Genomic DNA, 20,389 nt, shown 5'->3' on the forward strand with positions numbered 1-20,389 from the left:
CGTTCTGTGATATGCTGCGCGATGCTGCTAGTTTTAGGTCCTTCCAAGCAAGACTTGATTCGCGCAATCCGCTAAACGGTCAGGCCGTGTCGCGGAAGGTTGAGTAACCCGCTATTTCTCGAGAAGCTCGAAGAAAGGTGAGCGTAAAAATGATGAAGCAATTCCAGCTGAACTCGTATTTGTTCGGCGGCAATGCTCCGTACGTTGAAGAACTGTACGAGCAATATCTAGATAACCCGGCGTCCGTCCCCGAAAACTGGCGCGAATACTTCGATGCGTTGCAAAACGTGCCTGCCTCGGACGGCAGCGCGGCCAGCGACGTGGCTCATGGCCCCATCGTCGAATCGTTCGCCCAGCGCGCGAAGGCCAATGCCTTCATCCCGCGCGAGGCCGCAGCAGGCGGGAATCTCGCCACCGCGCGAAAGCAAGTCCACGTCCAATCGCTCATTAGCGCTTATCGATTCCTCGGCTCGCAATGGGCCAATCTCGATCCGCTGAAGCGCCGCGAGCGTCCCGCCATTCCCGAACTCGAACCTGCGTTCTACGACTTCACCGAAGCCGATATGGACCAGACGTTCAGCGCGAGCAACCTCTATTTCGGGTTCGAACAAGCCTCGCTGCGCGATATCGTCAAGGGGCTGCGCGATACGTATTGCGGCACGATCGGCGCCGAATTCATGTACATCAGCGATCCGGAACAGAAGCGCTGGTGGCAAGAGAAGCTCGAATCGATCCGCGCCACGCCGGCTTTCTCGGCAGACAAGAAGAAGCACATCCTGAATCGCTTGACGGCAGCCGAAGGGCTCGAGCGCTACCTGCATACGAAGTATGTCGGTCAGAAGCGCTTCTCGCTCGAAGGCGGTGAAAGCTTCATCGCCTCGATGGACGAAGTCGTCCGTCACGGCGGCGCGAAAGGCGTGCAGGAAATCGTCATCGGCATGGCCCACCGCGGCCGCCTGAACGTGCTCGTGAACACCCTCGGCAAGATGCCGTCGGACCTGTTCGCCGAATTCGAAGGCAAGCACGTCGACGATCTGCCGGCTGGCGACGTCAAGTACCACAAGGGCTTTTCGTCGGATGTCTCGACCGAAGGCGGCCCGGTTCACCTGTCGCTCGCGTTCAACCCGTCGCACCTCGAAATCGTCAACCCGGTGGTCGAAGGTTCGGCCAAGGCGCGGATGGATCGCCGCGGCGACGATAACGGCCTCCAAGTGCTGCCCGTGCAGATCCACGGCGATGCCGCCTTCGCAGGCCAGGGCGTCGTGATGGAAACGCTGAACCTCGCGCAAACGCGCGGCTACGGCACGCACGGCACACTGCATATCGTCATCAACAACCAGATCGGCTTCACCACGTCAGATCCGCGCGATGCGCGCTCGACGCTGTACTGCTCGGACGTCGTCAAGATGATCGAAGCGCCGGTGCTGCACGTGAACGGCGACGATCCCGAAGCCGTCGTGCTCGCCACGCAAATCGCGATCGATTTCCGGATGCAGTTCCACAAGGATGTCGTGCTCGACATCGTCTGCTTCCGTAAGCTCGGCCACAACGAGCAAGACACGCCGGCGGTCACGCAGCCGCTGATGTACAAGAAGATCGCCCAGCATCCGGGCACGCGTGCGCTGTATGCCGAAAAGCTCGTGCAGCAAGGCGTGATCACGGCCGAAGACGGCGAGAACTTCGTCAAGGCGTTCCGTCAAGCGATGGACGAAGGCCACCACACGATCGATCCGGTGCTCTCGAACTACAAGAGCAAGTACGCCGTGGATTGGGTGCCGTTCCTGAACCGCAAGTGGACCGACGCAGCCGATACGGCCGTGCCGCTCGCCGAACTGAAGCGTTTGGCCGAGCGCATCACGACGGTGCCGCAGAACTTCAAGGTTCACCCGCTTGTAGAGCGCGTCGTCAACGACCGCCGTGCGATGGGCCGTGGCGAGGCACCGCTCGATTGGGGCATGGGCGAGCACTTGGCATTCGCCTCGCTCGTCGCATCGGGCTACGCCGTGCGTCTGACGGGCCAAGATTCGGGCCGCGGCACGTTCACGCACCGTCATGCGGTGCTGCACGATCAGAACCGCGAGCGCTGGAACGACGGCACGTACATCCCGCTGCAAAACGTGGCCGATGGCCAGGCGAAGTTCACGGTGATCGATTCCGTGCTGTCCGAAGAAGCCGTGCTCGGCTTCGAATACGGCTACTCGACGGCCGAGCCGAATACGCTCGTCGCTTGGGAAGCGCAGTTCGGCGATTTCGTCAACGGCGCGCAAGTCGTGATCGACCAGTTCATCTCGTCGGGCGAAGTGAAGTGGGGCCGTGTCTCCGGTCTTACGATGCTGCTGCCGCACGGCTACGAGGGCCAGGGCCCCGAGCACTCGTCGGCACGCATCGAGCGCTTCTTGCAGCTGTGCGCCGAGCACAACATGCAGGTCGCGCAGCCCACGACGCCCGCGCAGATCTTCCATTTGCTGCGCCGCCAGATGATCCGCTTGTTCCGCAAGCCGCTCATCGTGTTCACGCCGAAGTCGTTGTTGCGCCACAAGGAAGCGGTGTCGGACCTGTCGGAACTCGCCAACGGTTCGTTCCAGCCGGTGCTGGGCGAAGTCGACGGCACGATCGATGCGAAGAAGGTCAAGCGTGTCGTCGTCTGCTCGGGCCGCGTCTACTACGATCTGCTCGCTCACCGTCGCGAAGCGAAGGCGAACGATGTTGCCATCGTTCGGATCGAGCAGCTCTATCCGTTCGCGCACAAGCAGTTCGAAGCGGAGATCAAGAAGTACGACAACGCGACGGAAGTGGTGTGGGTGCAGGACGAGCCGCAAAACCAAGGTCCGTGGTTCTACGTCGAACACCACCTGAAGGAAGGCATGAAGGAAGGGCAGAAGCTGGCATACAGCGGCCGCCCGGCTTCGGCCTCGCCCGCGGTTGGCTACTACGCGAAGCACTACGAGCAACAGAAGGCGCTGATCGAAGGCGCGTTCGGCCGGCTCAAGAGCGCGCAGATCGCTAAATAACTAGATTGAGGGCGAACCGGGAAAGCGCGAATGCGCTTTCCAAGCGGCGCATCCGGCGCGAGACACGCGCATCGCGACGCAAGGTACGGTTCGCCTCCCACACCAGATTAAAGAGTTCAGGACAGATCAAATGGCTATTGTTGAGGTCAAGGTTCCGCAGTTTTCGGAGTCGGTTTCGGAAGGCACGCTGCTTCAGTGGAAGAAGAAGCCCGGTGAAGCGGTGACGCGCGACGAGATCCTCGTCGAGATCGAAACGGACAAGGTTGTGCTCGAAGTGCCGGCACCCGATTCGGGCGTGATGGCCGAGATCGTCGTCGCCGACGGCGCGACGGTGGAATCCGAGCAATTGCTCGCGAAGATCGATACGGAAGGCAAAGCCGGTGCGGTTGCAGCTCCCGCCGCCGCTGCCGCTCCGGCTGCGGCGGCCGCTGCGCCTGCCGCTGCTGCAACGGCAGCCACGGCATCCGCCGGTGCGGTCGCTTCGCCGGCTGCCGGCAAGCTGATGGCCGAGAAGAACCTCTCGGCCGACCAAGTGCCGGGCACGGGCCGCGACGGCCGCATCACGAAGGGCGACGTGCTGAGCGCAGGCGCGCCTGCCGCACGTGCCCCGGCTGCGGCGCCGGCCGCCAAGGCGGCGAAGCCTTCGCTGCCGGACGTCAAGGCGCCCGCGTCAAGCGAAGCCTGGCTGCAAAACCGCCCCGAGCAACGTGTGCCGATGTCGCGTCTGCGTGCGCGTATCGCCGAGCGTCTGCTCGAGTCGCAGCAAACGAACGCCATCCTCACGACGTTCAACGAAGTGAACATGGCGCCGGTCATGGATCTGCGCAACAAGTACAAGGACAAGTTCGAGAAGGAGCACGGCGTCAAGCTCGGCTTCATGTCGTTCTTCGTGAAGGCCGCCGTCCACGCGCTGAAGAAGTTCCCGCTCGTGAACGCCTCGATCGACGGTAACGACATCGTCTATCACGGCTACTTCGACATTGGTATCGCCGTCGGTTCGCCGCGCGGCCTCGTGGTGCCGATCCTGCGCAACGCCGATCAAATGTCGTTGGCCGACATCGAGAAGAAGATCGCCGAGTTCGGCCAAAAGGCGAAGGACGGCAAGCTCTCGATCGAAGAAATGACGGGCGGTACGTTCTCGATCTCGAACGGCGGCGTGTTCGGTTCGATGCTGTCCACCCCGATCATCAACCCGCCGCAATCGGCCATCCTCGGCGTGCACGCCACCAAGGAGCGCGCTGTCGTCGAAAACGGCCAGATCGTCATCCGCCCGATGAACTATCTCGCGCTGTCGTACGATCACCGCATCATCGACGGCCGCGAAGCCGTGCTGTCGCTCGTCGCCATGAAGGACGCGCTCGAAGATCCGGCGCGCCTGCTGCTCGACCTGTAATGCTCGCGCTCGCCTTTCGTGCGAGCGCTTCAATCGCAATGAATTGACACCGCGGCGGCGCACGAATTAGCGCGCCCCGCCGCGCAATCGAAAGGATTGTCATGTCTCAAGAATTTGACGTCGTCGTGATCGGCGCGGGCCCGGGCGGCTACATCGCCGCCGTGCGTGCCGCGCAACTCGGCAAGACCGTCGCGTGTATCGAAAAGTGGAAGAACCCGGCCGGCGCGTTGAAGCTCGGCGGCACCTGCCTGAATGTCGGCTGCATTCCGTCGAAGGCGCTGCTTGCGTCGTCGGAGGAGTTCGAAAACGCATCGCATCATCTCGAAGCCCACGGCATCACCGTCGGCGACGTGAAGATGGATGTCGCGAAGATGATGGCCCGCAAGGACGGTATCGTCGAAAAGATGACGGGCGGCATCGAATACTTGTTCAAGAAGAACAAGATCACCTGGCTCAAGGGTCACGGCAAGTTCGTCGGCAAGAACGACGGCGGCGTGCAGATCGAGGTGAGCGGCGAAGGCGCGACGGAAGTCGTGACGGCCAAGAACGTGATCATCGCGACGGGTTCGAAGGCGCGTCACCTGCCGAACGTGCCGGTCGACAACAAGATCGTGGCCGATAACGAAGGCGCGCTCGCGTTCGACGCCGTGCCGAAGAAGCTTGCCGTCATCGGCGCAGGCGTCATCGGCCTCGAACTCGGTTCGGTGTGGCGCCGTTTGGGTGCCGAAGTCACGGTGCTCGAAGCGCTGCCCGCTTTCCTCGGCGCCGCAGACGAAGCGCTCGCCAAAGAAGCCGCGAAGCTCTTCAAGAAGCAAGGCCTCGACATTCAACTTGGCGTGAGCATCGGCGAAGTGAAGACGTCGAAGGACGGCGTGACGATCGCCTACAAGGACAAGGACGGCAACGCGCAGACGCTCGAAGCCGATCGCCTGATCGTCTCGGTCGGCCGCGTGCCGAACACGGATAACCTGGGTCTCGAATCGATCGGCCTGAAGGCGAACGAGCGTGGCTTCATCGACGTGGACGACCGCTGCCGCACGAGCGTGCCGAACGTCTACGCGATCGGCGACGTCGTGCGTGGCCCGATGCTGGCGCACAAGGCCGAGGACGAAGGCTCGCTGGTGGCCGAAGTGATCGACGGTCAAAAGCCGCACATCGATTACAACTGCATTCCGTGGGTGATCTACACCGAGCCGGAAATCGCTTGGGTGGGCAAGACGGAGCAGCAATTGAAGGCCGAAGGCCGCGAGATCAAGAAGGGGCAGTTCCCGTTCTCGATCAACGGCCGTGCGCTCGGGATCGCGAAGCCGGACGGCTTCGTCAAGATGATCGCCGACGCGAAGACGGACGAGCTGCTCGGCGTGCACATCATCGCGGCGAATGCATCGGATCTGATCGCCGAAGCGGTCGTGGCGATGGAGTTCAAGGCTGCGTCGGAAGACATCGGCCGCATCTGCCATCCGCACCCGTCGCTGTCGGAAGTGATGCGCGAAGCGGCGCTCGACGTCGACAAACGCGCGCTCAATAAGTAACGCTTTCGCGCCGGGCCGCGGCCAGCGCGGCCCGTGTCCCCGTTGGGGGAAGGGTGCGTAGCGCCAGCCGGGGCTAGCGTGTGCCTGTCGGCCGGCAAGCGAAGAGCCACGACGAAGGCGGGTAGGGCATAGCTCTCCCGCCTTCGTCTTTTTGTATTTGCACGATGAACGTCATCGAATACTACGAGCACGAACTCAAGACGCGCGGCTATGCGTCGGACGCGGCGCAGCGAGCGGCGGTCGATCGTCTGCAGCAATGCTATACGGAGTGGGTGGCCTACAAGGCGCGTCGTTCGTCGGCGCTGCGCAAGCTCATCGTCCATCCGCAATTGCCGCGCGGCGTCTATATGTGGGGCGGGGTGGGGCGCGGCAAGAGCTTCCTCATGGATAGCTTCTATGCCGTGGTGCCGGTGCAGCGCAAGACGCGCATCCACTTCCACGAATTCATGCGCGAAGTGCACCGCGTGCTCGAGGAACTGAAGGGCCAGGCGGATCCGCTCGACGAGCTTGCACGGCGTATGGCGAAACGCTATCGCCTTATTTGCTTCGACGAGTTCCATGTCTCCGACATCGCGGACGCCATGATTCTCTATCGGCTGCTCGACCGGCTCTTCACGAACGGCGTGCAATTCGTGATGACGTCCAATTACGATCCCGATACGCTTTATCCCGACGGCTTGCACCGCGATCGCCTGTTGCCCGCCGTCGAACTCATCAAATCGAAGCTCGATGTTTTGAACGTCGATGCCGGCGTCGATTATCGGCAGCGTACGCTCGCGCAGGTCAGCGTCTATCACACGCCGCTCGGCGCACAGGCCGATCGCGCGCTGCGCGGCGCCTATGCGCAACTGGCCGCGGTGCCCGACGAAAGCCCGATCCTGCATATCGAGAAGCGCGAATTGAAGGCGCTGCGCCGCGCGGATGGCGTCGTATGGTTCGATTTCGCGACGCTGTGCGGCGGGCCGCGTTCGCAAAACGACTACCTCGAACTGGCGACGCGCTTTCATACCGTGATTCTCTCGGACGTGCCGCAAATGTCGCCGCGCATGGCGTCGGAGGCACGCCGCTTCACGTGGCTCGTCGATGTTTTTTACGACCACAAGGTGAAGCTGTTGATGTCCGCGGCGGTTCGCGCCGAAGCGCTGTATGTCGAGGGGCCGATGGCCAACGAATTTAGCCGCACGGTTTCGCGTCTAGTCGAAATGCAATCGAAGGAGTATCTGGAAACGCCGCGCAGAATCGTCGATACGTCGTTGACTTAGCGCATTAGCGTACGGCTGGCATGCGTTCGAGCAAGCGTTAGTCCTGTTTCGCGCCTCGCGCCGAAGTTTCAGACTATTCTGATAGGCAGCGCGCGCTTCGCAGCATATCGTGCCTCTTCCTCGTTTTGAGAAGGAGGTGCGGATGAGGCCATTTAAGGACATCACGGACGCACAATGGGCGCGCATCGTGCCGCTCTTTCCCGAACTCGGTCGGCGTGGACGAGTGCGGGGGCGTCCCTTGACCGATACGCGTGCCGTGCTCAACGGTGTGCTATGGGTCATCTACAGCGACGCCGCATGGGCGTCGATGCCGCGACGCTATCCCCCGTATCAAACCTGCCATCGGCGTTTCACCGCGTGGTATTCGACGGGCGTTCTCCCGCGCGTATTGGCGCGGCTGTACGGCGAGGCGGGAGAGGCACTGTGCGATGCCATTAGACTGCGTATGCGCGACAAGCGCTCGGCTAAGCGGGGCATGCCGCCCTCGCCGGCGTTCGACACCAATTTGCCGAAGCTGACCCATATTGCTTCGCTACGTCGGGCGGCATAGCGAATGGCCTAGCGGCGCCGGCAACGGTTCCTTGCGGCTGCCTATCGTTCGTACCTGCGGTCGCCGGCCGTTTATGCGGCCGGCTCAGGTTGGCTTTGGTTGGCTTTGGTTGGCTAAGGTGCGTTTAGCCGATGCGCAAGGTCGGCCGGCTTGTGTCGCGCGGCCGATCGAGCGCGCTAGTTTTTCGCTTGTGCCGCCGAATCCTGACGGATCCACGTTTGCGAGCGGCCGAGCAGCGAAATGCCGATAAAGCCGCGTACGACGAGCTTCTGACCGCCGTCCTCGAGGTGCATGTTGCACTTGTAGACCTTCCCGTTCTCGGGATCGAGGATGTTGCCGCCGTCCCACTTGTCGCCGTCCTGCTTCATGTCCTTGATGATCGTCATGCCGAGGATCGGTTGATCCTTTCGCTCGTCGGTACAGGCCGTGCACAGTTTGCCGGGTTTGTCGTTCGGATTGAGGCCTTTGATCACCTTGCCGCTTAGTGTGCCGTCGTCGCGCTGCGCGATTTGGACGAGCGCTTTCGGTTGATGCGTGCTGTCGTCGATCGTTTGCCATACGCCGACGGGCGTATCGGTGCCTTGTGCGAATGCGGCGGCCGTGGCGGCCAGCAGCGCACCCGCTACCGTGGCGCGTTTGATGGCATTCCATGCCGTCGATTTGGCTTGATGCGAGAAGTGCGTCATGTCTTCCTCCTGTTGATCTATCGGCTGTCGTTCGATGCGCAGCGGCGAATCGCTTCGCGTTGCGTCTTCTATGAATCCTCGCAGGATACGCGCGAAACAAAGCGCTCGATTGATAGTGGACCCTCTAATCGGAGCGGGTCGGATAGGTTCGGCAACGTGCCGTCGAACACGCTGCCGCGATTCAGTCAAGCTGATACGAAAACGTTGCATTGAGCCTTGGGCTGCGCGAAGGACTTTCGATCGGCGCGTCGCCCACGGCCTTGGCGATCGACAGATCGAGGCTGTAGTGCTGTTCGTCGGTGACGCGCAATCCGAGCGCCACCGAGGCGAGTTTGTTGGGTGCGGCCGTTCCTGTCCGGAGATAGACGCGCGCCGTATCGAATGCGACGTAGGGCGTGAACGTATGCAGGTAGCGGGCGGCGACGGCGATCGGTCGGTTGATTTCGAACGACGCGCCGAAGCCCGAGTCGCCCGATGCTTCCCCGGGCTCGTAACCGAGCGCGAAACGTTGCGCGCCGAAGGCGATCTGCTCGGACGTGGGCAGCGAATCCGCGCTGTACTGCGCGGTCAACGCGATCGCCGTGCCGATCTTGAACGGCCAATCGTTCGTTTGCGCAAAGCTCGCCCCGGTGCGCACGAACGTCAGCGAGGCGGGGTTGGTTTCGACGGCCCCCGGCACGTTCGTCTCGCCGGCCTTCGATGCACCGAGTAGATCGAAAGCCTTCGCGACGGTCAGGCTCGCGCGGCGCGTTTGCCCAGGGTGCGTGTCGGCGTAATCGAGCTGGATCTGCGCGACGCGCACTTGCGAGCGCAACGAGATCGAGGCATCCGTCAGCGTATTCCGATAGTTGTTTTCGTCGTGCGAAGCGTACGCCGAGAGCGTTCCCAGCACCGTGCGCGCGTTGCTGAGATAAAGCGGGTAGGTTGCCGAGAAGCCGAGCTTGTCGGCAACCACCGTTCGCTTCACATAGGACGGCAGTCCCGGGTTGTCGACGGGATGGCCGCGATAGTGCGAGGCGTTGACCTTGCCGACGAGCCCGTCGCTGCCGATCGGCAACGCGCCGTTGGCGGCGAAGTAGGTTTGATTGTCGCGGCCCTTCGGGAAGAGCGTCGACACGCTGAGATCTTCGCCGAGCGAGGCCAGGCCGTTCTCCGTCACCGTGACGAGCCCTTGCACGCCCGGATGATGAAAGTCGATCCCCGTGGCCACGTTGAACGGTTTGCGCGTGACAGCGAGGTCGATCGAGGTCGCCCCGTCGGTCGTCTTCGGCGGCTGCACGGTCGCTGCGATCTTGACCCCCGGCAGCAGACCGAGCGCGTTGACATAGCGCTCGAACGTGGCGCGTTTGAGCGGGCGTTCGCCGCGGATGCGGTTGGCGATCGCGCGGATCTTCCCTTCGATGTGCCCCGGGTTGCCCTCGATGTTGACACTCGACACGTAGCCCTCCACGACGGTGATGTGCACGAGCCCGCCTGCGAAGGTTTGCGCCGGCACGAAGGCGAACGAAAGCGCGTAGCCGCGCGCCTGGTAAAGCCGTGTCACGTCGTTCGCCGCCGCGACGAGCTGGCCGATCGTCATGTCTTTGCCGACGAAGGCGGAGAAATGGCTTGCGACGTCGGCGAACGGGATGGCCTTGACACCGTCGATCTCGATCTTGCTGGGGGTGAGGTGCGTATCGAGCAGCCGTTGCAATTGTTCGGCTTGCGGTTCGATGTGGACGCGCACCGGCGGCGCGCCCTTGGGCGCTTCGATTCGAGGGAGCGCGTCGAGCGGATTGCCATTCGCCGGCGGTCTCGTCTGCGCGAGTGCCGGTGTGGCCGTTGCCGCAGCCACGGCTAGCCAGAACCATTGGTTCGGTATCCTAATCATTATGTTGTCCTCGTCGGCCTTGATTGGGCAGCCCTGAGCGGCGCGCCTCGTTTTCGTATGCGTCGCCGATCTTGCGATCGCGCGCGATGACGCTGCGCACGCGAGCCGCGCGAACGGCCCGCGTGCGATCCTGCGGCTTACGACGGCTTAGGGCAGCTTGCCGACCAGGGGCAGGCCGCCGCCGAGGAGCGAGGTCAGGGCGCTCGTCGGCGAACCGGCGGAAGCGCCCGCCCCGCCGGCGCTACCTGCGCTACCGGGGCTGCTCGACGTGCCGCTCAATGCGCCCGTCAGCGAGGACAGCGGGTTGGGCACGGCGCCATTCGTGCCCAGTGCGCCGGTCAGCGACGAGAGCGGGCCGCCTGCGCCCGCGCCGCTCGACGGCGGACCGCCTTGCACCGTCATCGTGGAACTGCCGACTAGGCTCGTGATCAGGCCTGGAATCGGCGCCGCCCCGTTGGGGCCGTTCGGGTTCACTAGGCCGCCGGCATTCGTCACCGTGTTGCCGAGACTTTCCACGAGATGGCCGACGTCGGCCGCGAGCGGATTGGACGAGGCGCCCGCCACTTGCGCGCCGGCGCTTTGCACCGCGCCGCCTACTTGGCCGAGCAGCCCCGATGCGCTCGGGCCGAGACCGGTTGTCGTGCCGATGTTCTGCGTTTGCTGGCCGAGCGTCACGACGAGCGGCGTGACGGCCGAACTGAGCGGCTGCGTGACTTGTTGCACGGCGGACGATGCGAGCGTCGTCGCGAGGACCTGGCCGCCGGCGCTGACGCCGTTGGCAGCCGTGTCGAGCGCACCGGCGAGCGGCGTCGTCACGGGCGCGAGTGGGGCGAGCGGCCCGCTGCCGAGCGCGCGCACCGTCGCCGCGGCGCCGGCGACGACGCCGCTCGTCGCGCCGACCGTCGAACCGAGGCCCGCGGCCGTTGTGCCGACCGGATTCGCCGTGGAACCGGTCTGGCCCAGCCCGCTGCTCAGCGCATTCGCGGCCGCGTCGAGCACGTCGCCTGTCGCCGAGACGGTACCGCCGACGCCTTGCGTGACGGCAGGGTCCACGCCGGGCACCGTCGTCGACGAGATCGTGCCGCCGAGATCTCTCGCCGTCGAGCCTAGCGTCGTCACGGCACCGGAGGTCGCGTTGGTCGTGGGCGTCGGGTTGGGGGAAGGGGTCGGCGTCACGGTACCGCCCGCGGCGGCGGCGGGCGGTACCGTCAGCTCGCTGCCGCCGCAGGCGGAGAGCAGGTACGCGACGGCGAAGGCGGTCAGCGGTGCGCGCAGGGTCGTCGGGCTGGTGCGCGCGGCTTCGATGATCATTCGTTGTTGTTTCTTCGACATGATGTGCTCCTCGTGGTCTGTGCGTTTGTCCGTGGGCTTACTTCTTGGGGATTGCTCCCGCGAGGCCGGCTCCGAGCGACGAAAGGCCGCCGAGCGGGTTCGAACTAGGCGTGCCGCTGCTGCCTGCGCCGAGCGTGCCCGTGACCGTCGCAAGCAGGCCCGTGATCGGTGCGAGCGGGTTGCTGCCGCCCGACGCCGTGCCGCTGCCCGCGCCGGCCCCACCCGCGACCGTCGAGACGAGGCCGGTGACGGGCGCGAGCGGGCTACCCGTCGAACCGCCGCCCAGGCCGGCGGCAGGGCTTGCGAGCCCTGTGAGGGCACTCGACAGCGGCGCGAGCGGATTGCCGGGGCTCGCGCCCGTGACTAGGCCGCCGGCCGATGCGACGGCGTTGCCGCTCGCGGTCAGGACACCGCCGATTCCGCTCGTGACGGGGTTGCCGCCTGTGGAGGCGACCGTGCTGCCTGCATGGCGCAGCCCGCCGCCGACCGTGCCGAGTAGGCCGGCGAGCTGCGGGCCGAGCCCGCTCGATGTGCCCACGGTCTGCGTCGTCGATGAGAGTACGGACGTGATCGGCGTGATCGCGGTGCTGAGCGGCTGCGTGATCTGTTGCACAGCGCCGCTGGCGAGTGTGCTGCCGAGCGTGGAGCCCGCGCCGGAGATCGCGCCGCCGAGCGTGCCGAGTGCGCCGCCGATCGGCGTGGTGACGGGCGCGAGCGGCGAGAGGGGGCCGCCCGCACCGAGGCTAGCGACGAGCGTGCCCCCGCTGGTGACGGCGTTGCCGATCTGGCTGACAGCAGGCCCCGCGCTGGCGAGCGTCGTTCCCACCGGGTTGCCGGTCGCACCGAGCTGTCCGAGACCCTGGGAGACGCCCGCGCCGAGCGTCGAGACTGCGGCGCCGACATCTTGTACGACGCCGCCGAGCGCTTGCGTCGTTTGCGGATTCGTACCCGGCAGCGTTTGCCCCTCGATGGCGGTGCCCACGCTCGAGACGGCAGACCCCGTCGCGCTGACGACGTCGCCGCCGCTACCGAGCGCCTGGCCGATCGCATTGGCCGTCGGCGCGCCGTTGCTCCCGCTACCGCCTGTACCCGCGCTGCCGCCGCTGCCTGCTCCGGACGTCCCGCTCCCCGTCCCCGTGCTGCCGCCGGCGCCCGAGCCGCCGCTACTGCCCGAGGCAATCGCGCCGCCCGTTCCGTTGGCGGAGCCGGAACCGAGCCCTTGGCTCAGCGTCCCCGATCCGCCGCAAGCGGTCAGCGAAAGCATCGCTGCCACGCTCGCGGCCAGCCACGTGTTGCGCAGTACCCCGTCTCGTTTGTTTGTGTTCATTGCCACGCCTCGCATTTGGGTTTATCGGTTGGTTGCGGGCGCAAGCACTGCAATGGGTATGCCAACTCAGCGTGAAATCGACTCTAAAAGCGAGGGTGAGCCATGTCCTTGCCGGCGGAGCAAGGCCTTCGCCGATTCGAGCGTCACGCGGCAGCTATGGACCGATGGCCGAGCGCGCTCGCGACAAAACGCGCCCGAGGACGGATGTAACGTAACGACACGACTTGGTTGTTACCGATGCGGCCGTAACGCGCAATTGGACGACGCCGCCTAAAAATTAGTAGACCTAATCTAAACCTATCGTAAGCCCTAAGGCGGAAGCGATCACAGAGCGCCGTTGATGAGGGTAGAGTCGGCCTGTACCGAAAATGCATAGGAAAACTCGCGTCGGCTATAAGATAAAAACAAAGCCGATCGGCACAGGAGAACGCTATCGATTCATTCTTAGCAGGTCATCACTAAAACGCACTGCCAGAGTCGTATTGCGGGCGAACGGCACTTCAGCGAAGCGATATCGAGTCGTCCATCCGGTCGGGCAACGTAGCGTGCCTCGGCCTTCGTTGCATGCCGGCAAGCTCATCCCGCGCGACGTTCGTCGATTTTACGAGGAACATCCATGCACAAGCTCGTCAAGCGCTTACTGATCGAAGATCGCGGCGTGACCGCCATCGAATATGCCCTGATCGCCGGGCTCATCGCAGCCGCTATCGCAACGGTGGTCGGCTCCGTCGGAACGAGTATTCAAACGGTGTTCACCACGGTTGCCGCCGCGATCAAGACTTGATTGCGGATTTGTAACGAAATATTAAGTCGTCGATTTAACGGTCATTAAGCATCGCCGAATCTGCTGATTGCGTTGCAATCGGCATGGATCGACTCGGTCATTTTTGGACAATTCGATATACGCATGCTGTTCGGAAGCGTTGTCTTTACCGCATGGGCCGTTCTCGTGGCGTGGTGCGACTGCCGCGACCGCCGGGTCGCTAATGCACTCGTGGCGGCGGGCGCTTGCGCGGCGCTCGCGTGTGCCGCGCTGCATGCGGCGCCGTTCGGCGTGGCGCCGCGACAGGCAGCGATCGGTGCGTCGATCGGGTTCGCGGCCATGTTGCCGTTCTTCTTGCTCGGCGTGATGGGCGCTGCCGACGTGAAAGTGTTTGCAGTGCTCGGCGCGTGGTGCGGTGCGTCCGCCTTGCTCGGCATATGGATGGTGGCGACGCTGGCGTCGGCGTTGCATGCGCTCGCCCTGCTCGTGTTCGATCGCGTGAGTTCGACGGGTGGCCTGGGTTGGTCGCCATGGCGCGCCGGACGACCGGCATTTGCCATCGGACAGCGGCGTGCGGCGCCGTATGCGGCACTGCTCGTCGGCGCCGCCTTGCTGCATGCGCTCGGGCGATCGCTGCAAGGAGCCGTGCATTGAAGTGCCTCGCGCGTGCGTCTCGTATGCGCGCATCGGCGCGCGATCTCGGCAGTGCAGCCGTCGAATTCGCGCTCGTGTTTCCGCTGTTGTTCCTGGTGTTGTACGGCATCGTGACCTATAGCGTGGTGTTCGTCGCTCAGCAAAGTCTCACGCTGGCGGCCGAGGAGGGCGCGCGTGCGGCGCTGGTGTACCGAGGCGCAGAGAGCGTGGCAGGCGCCTTGGCTGCGCGCAGCAGCAACGCGTGCAACGTGGCGCACCAAACCACCGGGTGGTTGAGCGCTTACGCGCAGTGCGCCGCGCAAGCGCAAAGCTGCAGCTACGACAGCACCATGGCCTGCGTTCAAGTGACGCTCACCTACGACTACGCCGATCATCCGCTCGTGCCGACTTTGCCGCTTTTGAGTCTCGCGTTGCCGCAAACGTTGTCGAGTGTCGCGACGGTGCAGCTCGATCCGGAGAACTTGCTGTGAGACGCGGCGAGCGGTGCGCCGAGCGATGCCATGTCCGCGACGGCGACGTCGTGGTGGTGCAAACGCGTCGTCGTTCACGGCTTGCGAGGATAAAAGCATGAGACATCTGAACGTAACGAAGATCGTGGCCATCGCGTTAATCGCGCTGGCGGCGATGCTCGCGTTCTACGCCTGGACGCTGGCTCGGCGACCCGTTGCGTCGACGCCGACGCCGAAGGCGCTCGCCGCGCAAACCGCGTATCCGATCGTCGTCGCCACGCACGTGCTGCCGGCCGGTGTTGCTATCGCGAACGACGATGTGCGCGTCGTCATGCTGCCCGTGCGTCCGAGCGGAGCGTTCGCCGATCCCTCGTTGCTCGCGCGGCGTGTGCCGCTCTCGGACATCGGCGCGAACGTGCCGGTGGTGGAGGCGCAACTGTCGTCGGGATTCGCCGAGCAAGTCGCGCCGGGCGAGCGTGCGGTGGCGATCCGCGTCGACGAGGCCAGCGCGGTCGGCAACCGTGTGCGGCCCGGCAACTTCGTCGACGTCTTTTTCACGCTCAAGCGCGATGCCGTGGGCGTCGGACCCAACGCCGAAGTCGCCCGCTCTCAGACGCGCTTGCTGCTCTCGCGTGTTCGCGTGCTCGCATTCGGAGGGACTGCGTCGGGCGCCGGCAATCCGTCGCAGTTCGGCGCGCTCGCGCGCACGGCCGTGTTGGCCGTGCCGACGGCCGACGTCGACCGCCTCGCGCTTGCCGATAGCGCGGGACACGTCTTATTGGCGCTGCGCAATCCGCGCGACGAAGACGCAATCGAACCTGCTGCTCGCACCGCGCCATCCGGCACGCTCCAAGCCAGCGCGCGAAGCGCCGACGCCAAAGCGAACACGGCTTCGATGCAGGCTGCCGCGGGGATCTCGCTCAGCGAACTGGCGGGCGGTCTCGGGTCTGCGCCCGCGGTAGCGGTTGCGCGTAGGCATTTCGGTCGAACTGATGCCGGACCGGGCATCGAGGTGATCCGCGCAGGACATGCGCAAATGCTGAGCGATTGAGGCAGGCTCACTGCCGCGAGCGCGACGCGGCGTTGCATGGATCGTTCCTATCGGCCGCATCGACACCGATACGAACGCAGGGTACGAGGTCGATAACACACTCCAAATATGGGCCCATGGCTAGGGCCATTTAAAACATGGCGAAAGTGGCGGCGATAGTGAGAGGGTGCGCGACGGCGCGAGTCGGGCTATGTTGCCTTGCACTCGTGCTAGGCGGGCTGGCGAGTGCGGCCCGTGCGGCGGGAGCGCGCGACCACGATCGAGCGGGCACGGCTCGGTCGCAGGCGCCGTCCGCGCTCACCATCGCTGTTGGCGAGCAGCGTCGAATCGCTCCCGCTGCGCGACTCGTGCGCGTCGCGCTCGGCGACCCTAGCGTGGCGGACGTGCTCGTGATTCGCGATGGCGATGGGCGCGCGGGGGCGCTCGTGATCGGCAAGGCGCCGGGCAAGACGAACCTGCTTTTATGGGAACAAGGCCGCGCCGAACCGCAAACGCTTGCGCTCGTGGTCGAGCCGGGCGCGCAAGCGACACTGGCGAACGGTACGACGCCGCAGGTCCAGACGTTCGGCGGCGATGTCGTCGTCTCGGGCAAGACGCCCACGGCGGAAACCCATCAACGCGGATGGGACCTGGCGCGGCTCGCGGCGCACGGCGGTGCGCGCTCGAGCGAGCGACAAGACGATCGGCTTGCGGCAGGCTCGCCTGCCAACAACGGCCGCGCGCGTGCGAGCAGCGACGACAGCATGATCGTCGACGAAACGACGGTGGCGACGCGCAGTGTCGTGCAAGTCGACGTGCGCGTGGTGGAGTTCAGCCGCACCGTGCTCAAACAGGCCGGCTTGAATCTGTTCAAGCAAACGAACGGATTTTCGTTCGGCACGTTTGCTCCTTCGGGCTTGAACTCGGTCTCGGGAGGCGGGACGTCGAATTTTCAAGTGACGGGCAATACGCCGATCGCCTCGGCGTTCAATCTCGTGCTCAGTTCCGCCGGGCGCGGCCTGTTCGCCGATTTGAGCCTCATGGAAAGCAACAATCTCGCGCGCGTGCTGGCCGAACCGACGCTCGTCGCGCTGTCGGGCCAAAGCGCGAGTTTTCTCGCCGGCGGCGAGATTCCCGTGCCGGTTCCGCAGGCCCTCGGCACGACGTCGATCGAATACAAACCGTATGGCGTCGGGCTCACGCTCACGCCGACGGTGCTCAGCCCAAGCCGCATCGCGCTGAAGGTGGCGCCCGAGGCCAGCCAGCTCGATTTTCAGAACGCCGTGACGATCAATGGCGTCTCGGTGCCGGCCATCACCACGCGGCGAACCGATACGACCGTCGAACTCGGCGACGGCGAAAGCTTCGTCATCGGCGGCCTCATCGATCGCGAAACGATGTCGAACGTGAGCAAGGTGCCGCTGCTCGGCGATCTGCCGATCATCGGCGCCTTCTTCAAACAACTGAACTATCAGCACAACGACAAGGAACTCGTGATCGTCGTGACGCCGCATCTTGTGTCGCCGCTCGCGAAGGACGCTGCGCTACCCGCGATGCCCGGCGAGCAAGCCGAGCAGCGCGACGCACCGGTATGGCGATCGTACTTGGGCGGCGCGCTGTCGAGCGATGCCGGGCCCGGATTTTCGCGATGACGCCGGCAAACGTGCGAGCTGCGCGCGGCGCTAACCGAGGAGAGCAGGATGAACGCAAGAGCGCAAACCTCGATTGAAACGGAGCGCGCGAGCGTCGAGCACTTCGTGTTCGCGTCTGGCGATCCGAACAACGTCCGTTGGCTGGCCGACGCGCTCGCGCAAACGGGCGTGCTCGAGCCGACGACCTACGATGCGGCGGCTCTGTCGCAGCGCATCGCGGCATTGCGGCCGTCTATCGTGTTCGTCGATTTCTCAGGAGACCTAAACGATCTCGCGACGCGCGCCGTGAATACGGCGCGGGCCGTTGCGCCGCATCTGCCTATCGTGGCCGTCGGCAAATTGGCGGAACCCGAAGGCGCGATTGCCGCATTGCGTGCCGGCGTGCGCGATTTCATCGACGTGGCCGCCGCGCTGCCCGAGGCCACTCGAATCGCGCGAGAAGCGCTCGAGAACGTCGCGCGCTCGGCGGCGCGCCACGGGCGGCTCACCGTGCTGCTCGGCGCGCGCGTTGGCGTCGGGGTGTCGACCTTCGCGGCGCATTTGGGCGTCGCTTTGCAAAAGCGCGCGCGGCAGGCGGCGCTCGTCGATCTCGGGTTGCCCGCCGGAGATAGCATGCTCTACCTCGACACGCGCAGCGAGTTCGACTTCGCCGAAGCGGTTCGGAACTTGCGCCGCTTCGACGAAACCTTCGTCCATACCGCGCTGGCGCGCCACGCGAGCGGGCTGGCGCTGACAACGCTCTCGCCCGACCTTTCGACGCTGCGCAGCGTGTCGTACGCCTCGTCCGTTGCCTTGCTCGCGCGCTTGCGTGCGTTCTTCGACCAGCAAATCGTCGACCTCGGCGGCTTTTCGAACCACGAGTTCGTCGCACAAGTGGCCCAGGCGGCCGACGAGGTCTGGCTCGTGTGCGATCCGGCGATCGCATCGGTCGTATCGGCTGTCGATCTATTGCGCGAGCTTGCTGCGTTCGATCTCGATACGGGCCGGATCGGCATCGTCGTGACGAAGTACGACGCGAGACTCGGCTTGACGGCGGAGCAAATCGCAGCGCGCCTCGCGCTGCCGCTTGTCGCCACGCTGCCGTCGCGGCGCGTGCCGCTCGCCCAAGCGGCGAATCAAGGCAAGCTGCTGGCGCAGACGAACGAGCGCGATCCCTACGTGCGCGCGATCGATGCGCTCGCGCAGCGTCTCGCCCCTGCGGGCGAAGGCGCTGGCGCGAACGGACAGACGGCCGCGCGCGCCGCGCAAGGGACGCTGGGACCACAGGGGCTTTATGCGCCGCTCCAAGCATTCAAGCGATTCATTCATCTTTCACCGAAGCGACCCTAGACGATGGCAAACGAAATCGAATTTGCCGACGATGCCTCCTCGTTCGCGCATACCCAGCAGTTCCAAGACATCAAGAATGCGGCGCACGAGCACTTGCTCACGCGCATCGAAGAACTCGGCGCGGAATTCGGCCGTTGGTCGCGCGCGGCGATCAATCAGTTCGTCGATCTCGAGATGGACAGTTTCGTGCGCCTGCGCCGCATCCCGATCAACGAAAGCGAGGTGCGGCTCATCGCCGAGGCGCTGACGAAGGAGTTGGCCGGGTTCGGGCCGATCGAGGATTTGCTCGGCGATCCGGCCGTGGAAGACATCCTCGTCAATGGCTACCGCGATGTGTATGTCTCGCGGCACGGCATCTTGACGAAGATGCCCGTGCGCTTCGCAGACAACGCCCACCTGTTGCGCATCGTGCGGCGCATCTTGGCGCCGATCGGCCGGCGCTTGGACGAATCGAACCCGATGGTCGATGCGCGCTTGCCCGACGGCGGACGCGTCAACGTCGTCATCGAGCCGCTGTCGATCGACGGGCCCGTCGTGTCGATCCGCAAGTTTCGCAAGGATCCGCTGCGCCCCTCCGATTTGCTCGCGAACGGGACCTACGATGCCGAGATCGGCGCGCTGCTGGAGGCGGCCGTGGCGGCACGCTGCAACGTGCTCGTCTCGGGCGGCACGAGTTCGGGCAAGACATCGTTGCTCAATGCGCTCGCCTTTCACATCCCCGAACCGGAGCGGGTCGTCACGATCGAGGACACGGCCGAGCTTTCGCTGAACCATCCTCATGTCGTGCGGCTCGAGAGCCGGCCCGGTGGGTTCGACGGCTCGGGGCGCGTGACGATCCGCGATTTGCTGCGCAACACGCTCAGGATGCGGCCCGATCGGATCATCGTGGGCGAAGTGCGGGGTGGAGAAGTGTTGGAGATGTTGCAAGCGATGAACACCGGGCACGACGGCTCGATGGGGACGGTTCACGCGAGTTCCCCGCGCGAATGTTTGTACCGGCTCGAAATGCTCGCGGGCTTCGCGGGATTTCAAGGCACCGAGTCGAGCCTGCGCCGCCAAATCGCGAACGCCATCGACTTCATCGTGCAAATCGGGCGCCTCTCGAACGGGCGAAGGCGCATTTTGTCGATCACGGAAGTGACGGGATTGTCCGACACGATCATCGCGACGCAAGAGCTTTATCGCTATGAACCGTCGATCGCGGCGGACGGCGAGGAAGTCGACCGCTGGACTTCGCTTGGCATTCATCCGCATTCGCCGAAGCTCGCGCGGTTCAGGAGCATGCTCGGCGCGAACTTCGACGACGGCTTCTCGCATGGGGGATTCCGTGTCTAGGGGCAGTGCGCTCGTGGCCGCGTTGGCGTTGCTGTGCGTCGGCATCGCGGTGCTGCTGTGGCAGCGCGCGGTGCATGCGCAGCGGCGCACCGGCGCGCAACGCTTCGTCGCGCGGCGCGTGGCCGAGGCTCGCGCGGCCGGTACCCGCGCTCGTGAGGATGGCGGGACATCGACGCTTGCCGCGGGAGCCTTCGCTTCAGGCGCGCTCGGTTCG

General features: G+C 64.8%; 16 protein-coding genes and 1 pseudogene. 13 read left to right on the plus strand and 4 right to left on the minus strand.

Features of this window, described 5'->3' with window-relative positions:
- Window positions 1-149: 149 nt before the first annotated feature.
- The 5 genes from ACTHN9_RS03000 (at window position 150) to ACTHN9_RS03020 (ending at window position 7,748) form a co-directional block, all read left to right on the plus strand.
- Window positions 150-3,011, plus strand: coding sequence for a 2-oxoglutarate dehydrogenase E1 component (locus ACTHN9_RS03000; protein WP_440535269.1), 2,862 nt, complete (start codon window positions 150-152; stop codon window positions 3,009-3,011).
- Between the two features lie 130 nt (window positions 3,012-3,141).
- Window positions 3,142-4,404 carry a 2-oxoglutarate dehydrogenase complex dihydrolipoyllysine-residue succinyltransferase gene (odhB, locus tag ACTHN9_RS03005; RefSeq protein WP_440535270.1) on the plus strand — a complete coding sequence of 421 codons (1,263 nt, stop codon included), beginning with the start codon at window positions 3,142-3,144 and terminating at the stop codon, window positions 4,402-4,404.
- A gap of 101 nt (window positions 4,405-4,505) precedes the next feature.
- Window positions 4,506-5,936 carry a dihydrolipoyl dehydrogenase gene (gene lpdA, locus ACTHN9_RS03010; protein WP_440535271.1) on the plus strand — a complete coding sequence of 477 codons (1,431 nt, stop codon included), beginning with the start codon at window positions 4,506-4,508 and terminating at the stop codon, window positions 5,934-5,936.
- 164 nt (window positions 5,937-6,100) lie between these two features.
- A complete protein-coding gene (gene zapE, locus ACTHN9_RS03015) occupies window positions 6,101-7,198 on the plus strand; it encodes a cell division protein ZapE (protein ID WP_440535272.1) in 1,098 nt (365 codons plus the stop codon).
- 142 nt (window positions 7,199-7,340) lie between these two features.
- Window positions 7,341-7,748 carry a transposase gene (locus tag ACTHN9_RS03020; protein ID WP_440535273.1) on the plus strand — a complete coding sequence of 136 codons (408 nt, stop codon included), beginning with the start codon at window positions 7,341-7,343 and terminating at the stop codon, window positions 7,746-7,748.
- Between the two features lie 176 nt (window positions 7,749-7,924).
- Here ACTHN9_RS03020 and ACTHN9_RS03025 read toward each other — a convergent pair whose 3' ends face one another.
- From ACTHN9_RS03025 to ACTHN9_RS03040, 4 genes are all read right to left on the minus strand, one after another.
- Complete coding sequence (locus tag ACTHN9_RS03025; RefSeq protein ID WP_440535274.1) at window positions 7,925-8,434, minus strand: DUF2147 domain-containing protein; 510 nt, start codon at window positions 8,432-8,434, stop codon at window positions 7,925-7,927.
- Window positions 8,435-8,615: 181 nt separating this feature from the next.
- Window positions 8,616-10,304, minus strand: coding sequence for a ShlB/FhaC/HecB family hemolysin secretion/activation protein (locus tag ACTHN9_RS03030; protein ID WP_440535275.1), 1,689 nt, complete (start codon window positions 10,302-10,304; stop codon window positions 8,616-8,618).
- Between the two features lie 147 nt (window positions 10,305-10,451).
- Window positions 10,452-11,636 (minus strand): collagen-like triple helix repeat-containing protein, encoded by a 1,185-nt coding sequence (locus ACTHN9_RS03035; RefSeq protein WP_440535276.1) that lies wholly within the window; start codon window positions 11,634-11,636, stop codon window positions 10,452-10,454.
- A 37-nt stretch (window positions 11,637-11,673) separates the two neighbouring features.
- Window positions 11,674-12,963: a collagen-like triple helix repeat-containing protein gene (locus ACTHN9_RS03040; protein WP_440535277.1), complete on the minus strand. Its 1,290-nt coding sequence runs from the start codon at window positions 12,961-12,963 to the stop codon at window positions 11,674-11,676.
- A 616-nt stretch (window positions 12,964-13,579) separates the two neighbouring features.
- On the opposite strand from ACTHN9_RS03040, the gene ACTHN9_RS03045 reads away from it, so the two are divergent.
- From ACTHN9_RS03045 to ACTHN9_RS03080, 8 genes and pseudogenes are all read left to right on the plus strand, one after another.
- Window positions 13,580-13,747, plus strand: a complete 168-nt coding sequence (locus ACTHN9_RS03045; RefSeq protein WP_440535278.1) for a Flp family type IVb pilin — start codon at window positions 13,580-13,582, stop codon at window positions 13,745-13,747.
- A gap of 123 nt (window positions 13,748-13,870) precedes the next feature.
- Window positions 13,871-14,380, plus strand: coding sequence for a prepilin peptidase (locus ACTHN9_RS03050; RefSeq protein WP_440535279.1), 510 nt, complete (start codon window positions 13,871-13,873; stop codon window positions 14,378-14,380).
- A gap of 23 nt (window positions 14,381-14,403) precedes the next feature.
- Window positions 14,404-14,850 carry a TadE/TadG family type IV pilus assembly protein gene (locus ACTHN9_RS03055; protein ID WP_440535284.1) on the plus strand — a complete coding sequence of 149 codons (447 nt, stop codon included), beginning with the start codon at window positions 14,404-14,406 and terminating at the stop codon, window positions 14,848-14,850.
- Window positions 14,851-14,947: 97 nt separating this feature from the next.
- Window positions 14,948-15,880, plus strand: a complete 933-nt coding sequence (cpaB, locus tag ACTHN9_RS03060) for a Flp pilus assembly protein CpaB (RefSeq protein ID WP_440535280.1) — start codon at window positions 14,948-14,950, stop codon at window positions 15,878-15,880.
- A 137-nt stretch (window positions 15,881-16,017) separates the two neighbouring features.
- Window positions 16,018-17,511, plus strand: coding sequence for a type II and III secretion system protein family protein (locus ACTHN9_RS03065; protein WP_440535281.1), 1,494 nt, complete (start codon window positions 16,018-16,020; stop codon window positions 17,509-17,511).
- 48 nt (window positions 17,512-17,559) lie between these two features.
- Window positions 17,560-18,840 carry a fimbrial protein gene (locus ACTHN9_RS03070; RefSeq protein ID WP_440535282.1) on the plus strand — a complete coding sequence of 427 codons (1,281 nt, stop codon included), beginning with the start codon at window positions 17,560-17,562 and terminating at the stop codon, window positions 18,838-18,840.
- 3 nt (window positions 18,841-18,843) lie between these two features.
- Window positions 18,844-20,175, plus strand: coding sequence for a CpaF family protein (locus tag ACTHN9_RS03075; protein ID WP_440535283.1), 1,332 nt, complete (start codon window positions 18,844-18,846; stop codon window positions 20,173-20,175).
- Window positions 20,168-20,389: pseudogene (locus tag ACTHN9_RS03080) on the plus strand (hypothetical protein); the annotation flags it as partial. The gene ACTHN9_RS03075 and the pseudogene ACTHN9_RS03080, both read left to right, overlap by 8 nt.

Origin of the sequence: Trinickia sp. (assembly GCF_051953405.1) — a bacterium.
Lineage (GTDB): Bacteria > Pseudomonadota > Gammaproteobacteria > Burkholderiales > Burkholderiaceae > Trinickia.

What these genes read in the sequence shown, in the direction of transcription:
- ACTHN9_RS03035 (WP_440535276.1), bottom strand. Translation starts at nt 11,636, where the DNA reads ATGTCGAAGAAACAACAACGAATGATCATCGAAGCCGCGCGCACCAGC.
- ACTHN9_RS03040 (WP_440535277.1), bottom strand. Translation starts at nt 12,963, where the DNA reads ATGAACACAAACAAACGAGACGGGGTACTGCGCAACACGTGGCTGGCC.
- ACTHN9_RS03000 (WP_440535269.1), top strand. Translation starts at nt 150, where the DNA reads ATGATGAAGCAATTCCAGCTGAACTCGTATTTGTTCGGCGGCAATGCT.
- ACTHN9_RS03055 (WP_440535284.1), top strand. Translation starts at nt 14,404, where the DNA reads ATGCGCGCATCGGCGCGCGATCTCGGCAGTGCAGCCGTCGAATTCGCG.
- ACTHN9_RS03025 (WP_440535274.1), bottom strand. Translation starts at nt 8,434, where the DNA reads ATGACGCACTTCTCGCATCAAGCCAAATCGACGGCATGGAATGCCATC.
- ACTHN9_RS03065 (WP_440535281.1), top strand. Translation starts at nt 16,018, where the DNA reads ATGGCGAAAGTGGCGGCGATAGTGAGAGGGTGCGCGACGGCGCGAGTC.
- ACTHN9_RS03050 (WP_440535279.1), top strand. Translation starts at nt 13,871, where the DNA reads ATGCTGTTCGGAAGCGTTGTCTTTACCGCATGGGCCGTTCTCGTGGCG.
- cpaB (WP_440535280.1), top strand. Translation starts at nt 14,948, where the DNA reads ATGAGACATCTGAACGTAACGAAGATCGTGGCCATCGCGTTAATCGCG.
- odhB (WP_440535270.1), top strand. Translation starts at nt 3,142, where the DNA reads ATGGCTATTGTTGAGGTCAAGGTTCCGCAGTTTTCGGAGTCGGTTTCG.
- zapE (WP_440535272.1), top strand. Translation starts at nt 6,101, where the DNA reads ATGAACGTCATCGAATACTACGAGCACGAACTCAAGACGCGCGGCTAT.
- lpdA (WP_440535271.1), top strand. Translation starts at nt 4,506, where the DNA reads ATGTCTCAAGAATTTGACGTCGTCGTGATCGGCGCGGGCCCGGGCGGC.
- ACTHN9_RS03075 (WP_440535283.1), top strand. Translation starts at nt 18,844, where the DNA reads ATGGCAAACGAAATCGAATTTGCCGACGATGCCTCCTCGTTCGCGCAT.
- ACTHN9_RS03045 (WP_440535278.1), top strand. Translation starts at nt 13,580, where the DNA reads ATGCACAAGCTCGTCAAGCGCTTACTGATCGAAGATCGCGGCGTGACC.
- ACTHN9_RS03030 (WP_440535275.1), bottom strand. Translation starts at nt 10,304, where the DNA reads ATGATTAGGATACCGAACCAATGGTTCTGGCTAGCCGTGGCTGCGGCA.
- ACTHN9_RS03070 (WP_440535282.1), top strand. Translation starts at nt 17,560, where the DNA reads ATGAACGCAAGAGCGCAAACCTCGATTGAAACGGAGCGCGCGAGCGTC.
- ACTHN9_RS03020 (WP_440535273.1), top strand. Translation starts at nt 7,341, where the DNA reads ATGAGGCCATTTAAGGACATCACGGACGCACAATGGGCGCGCATCGTG.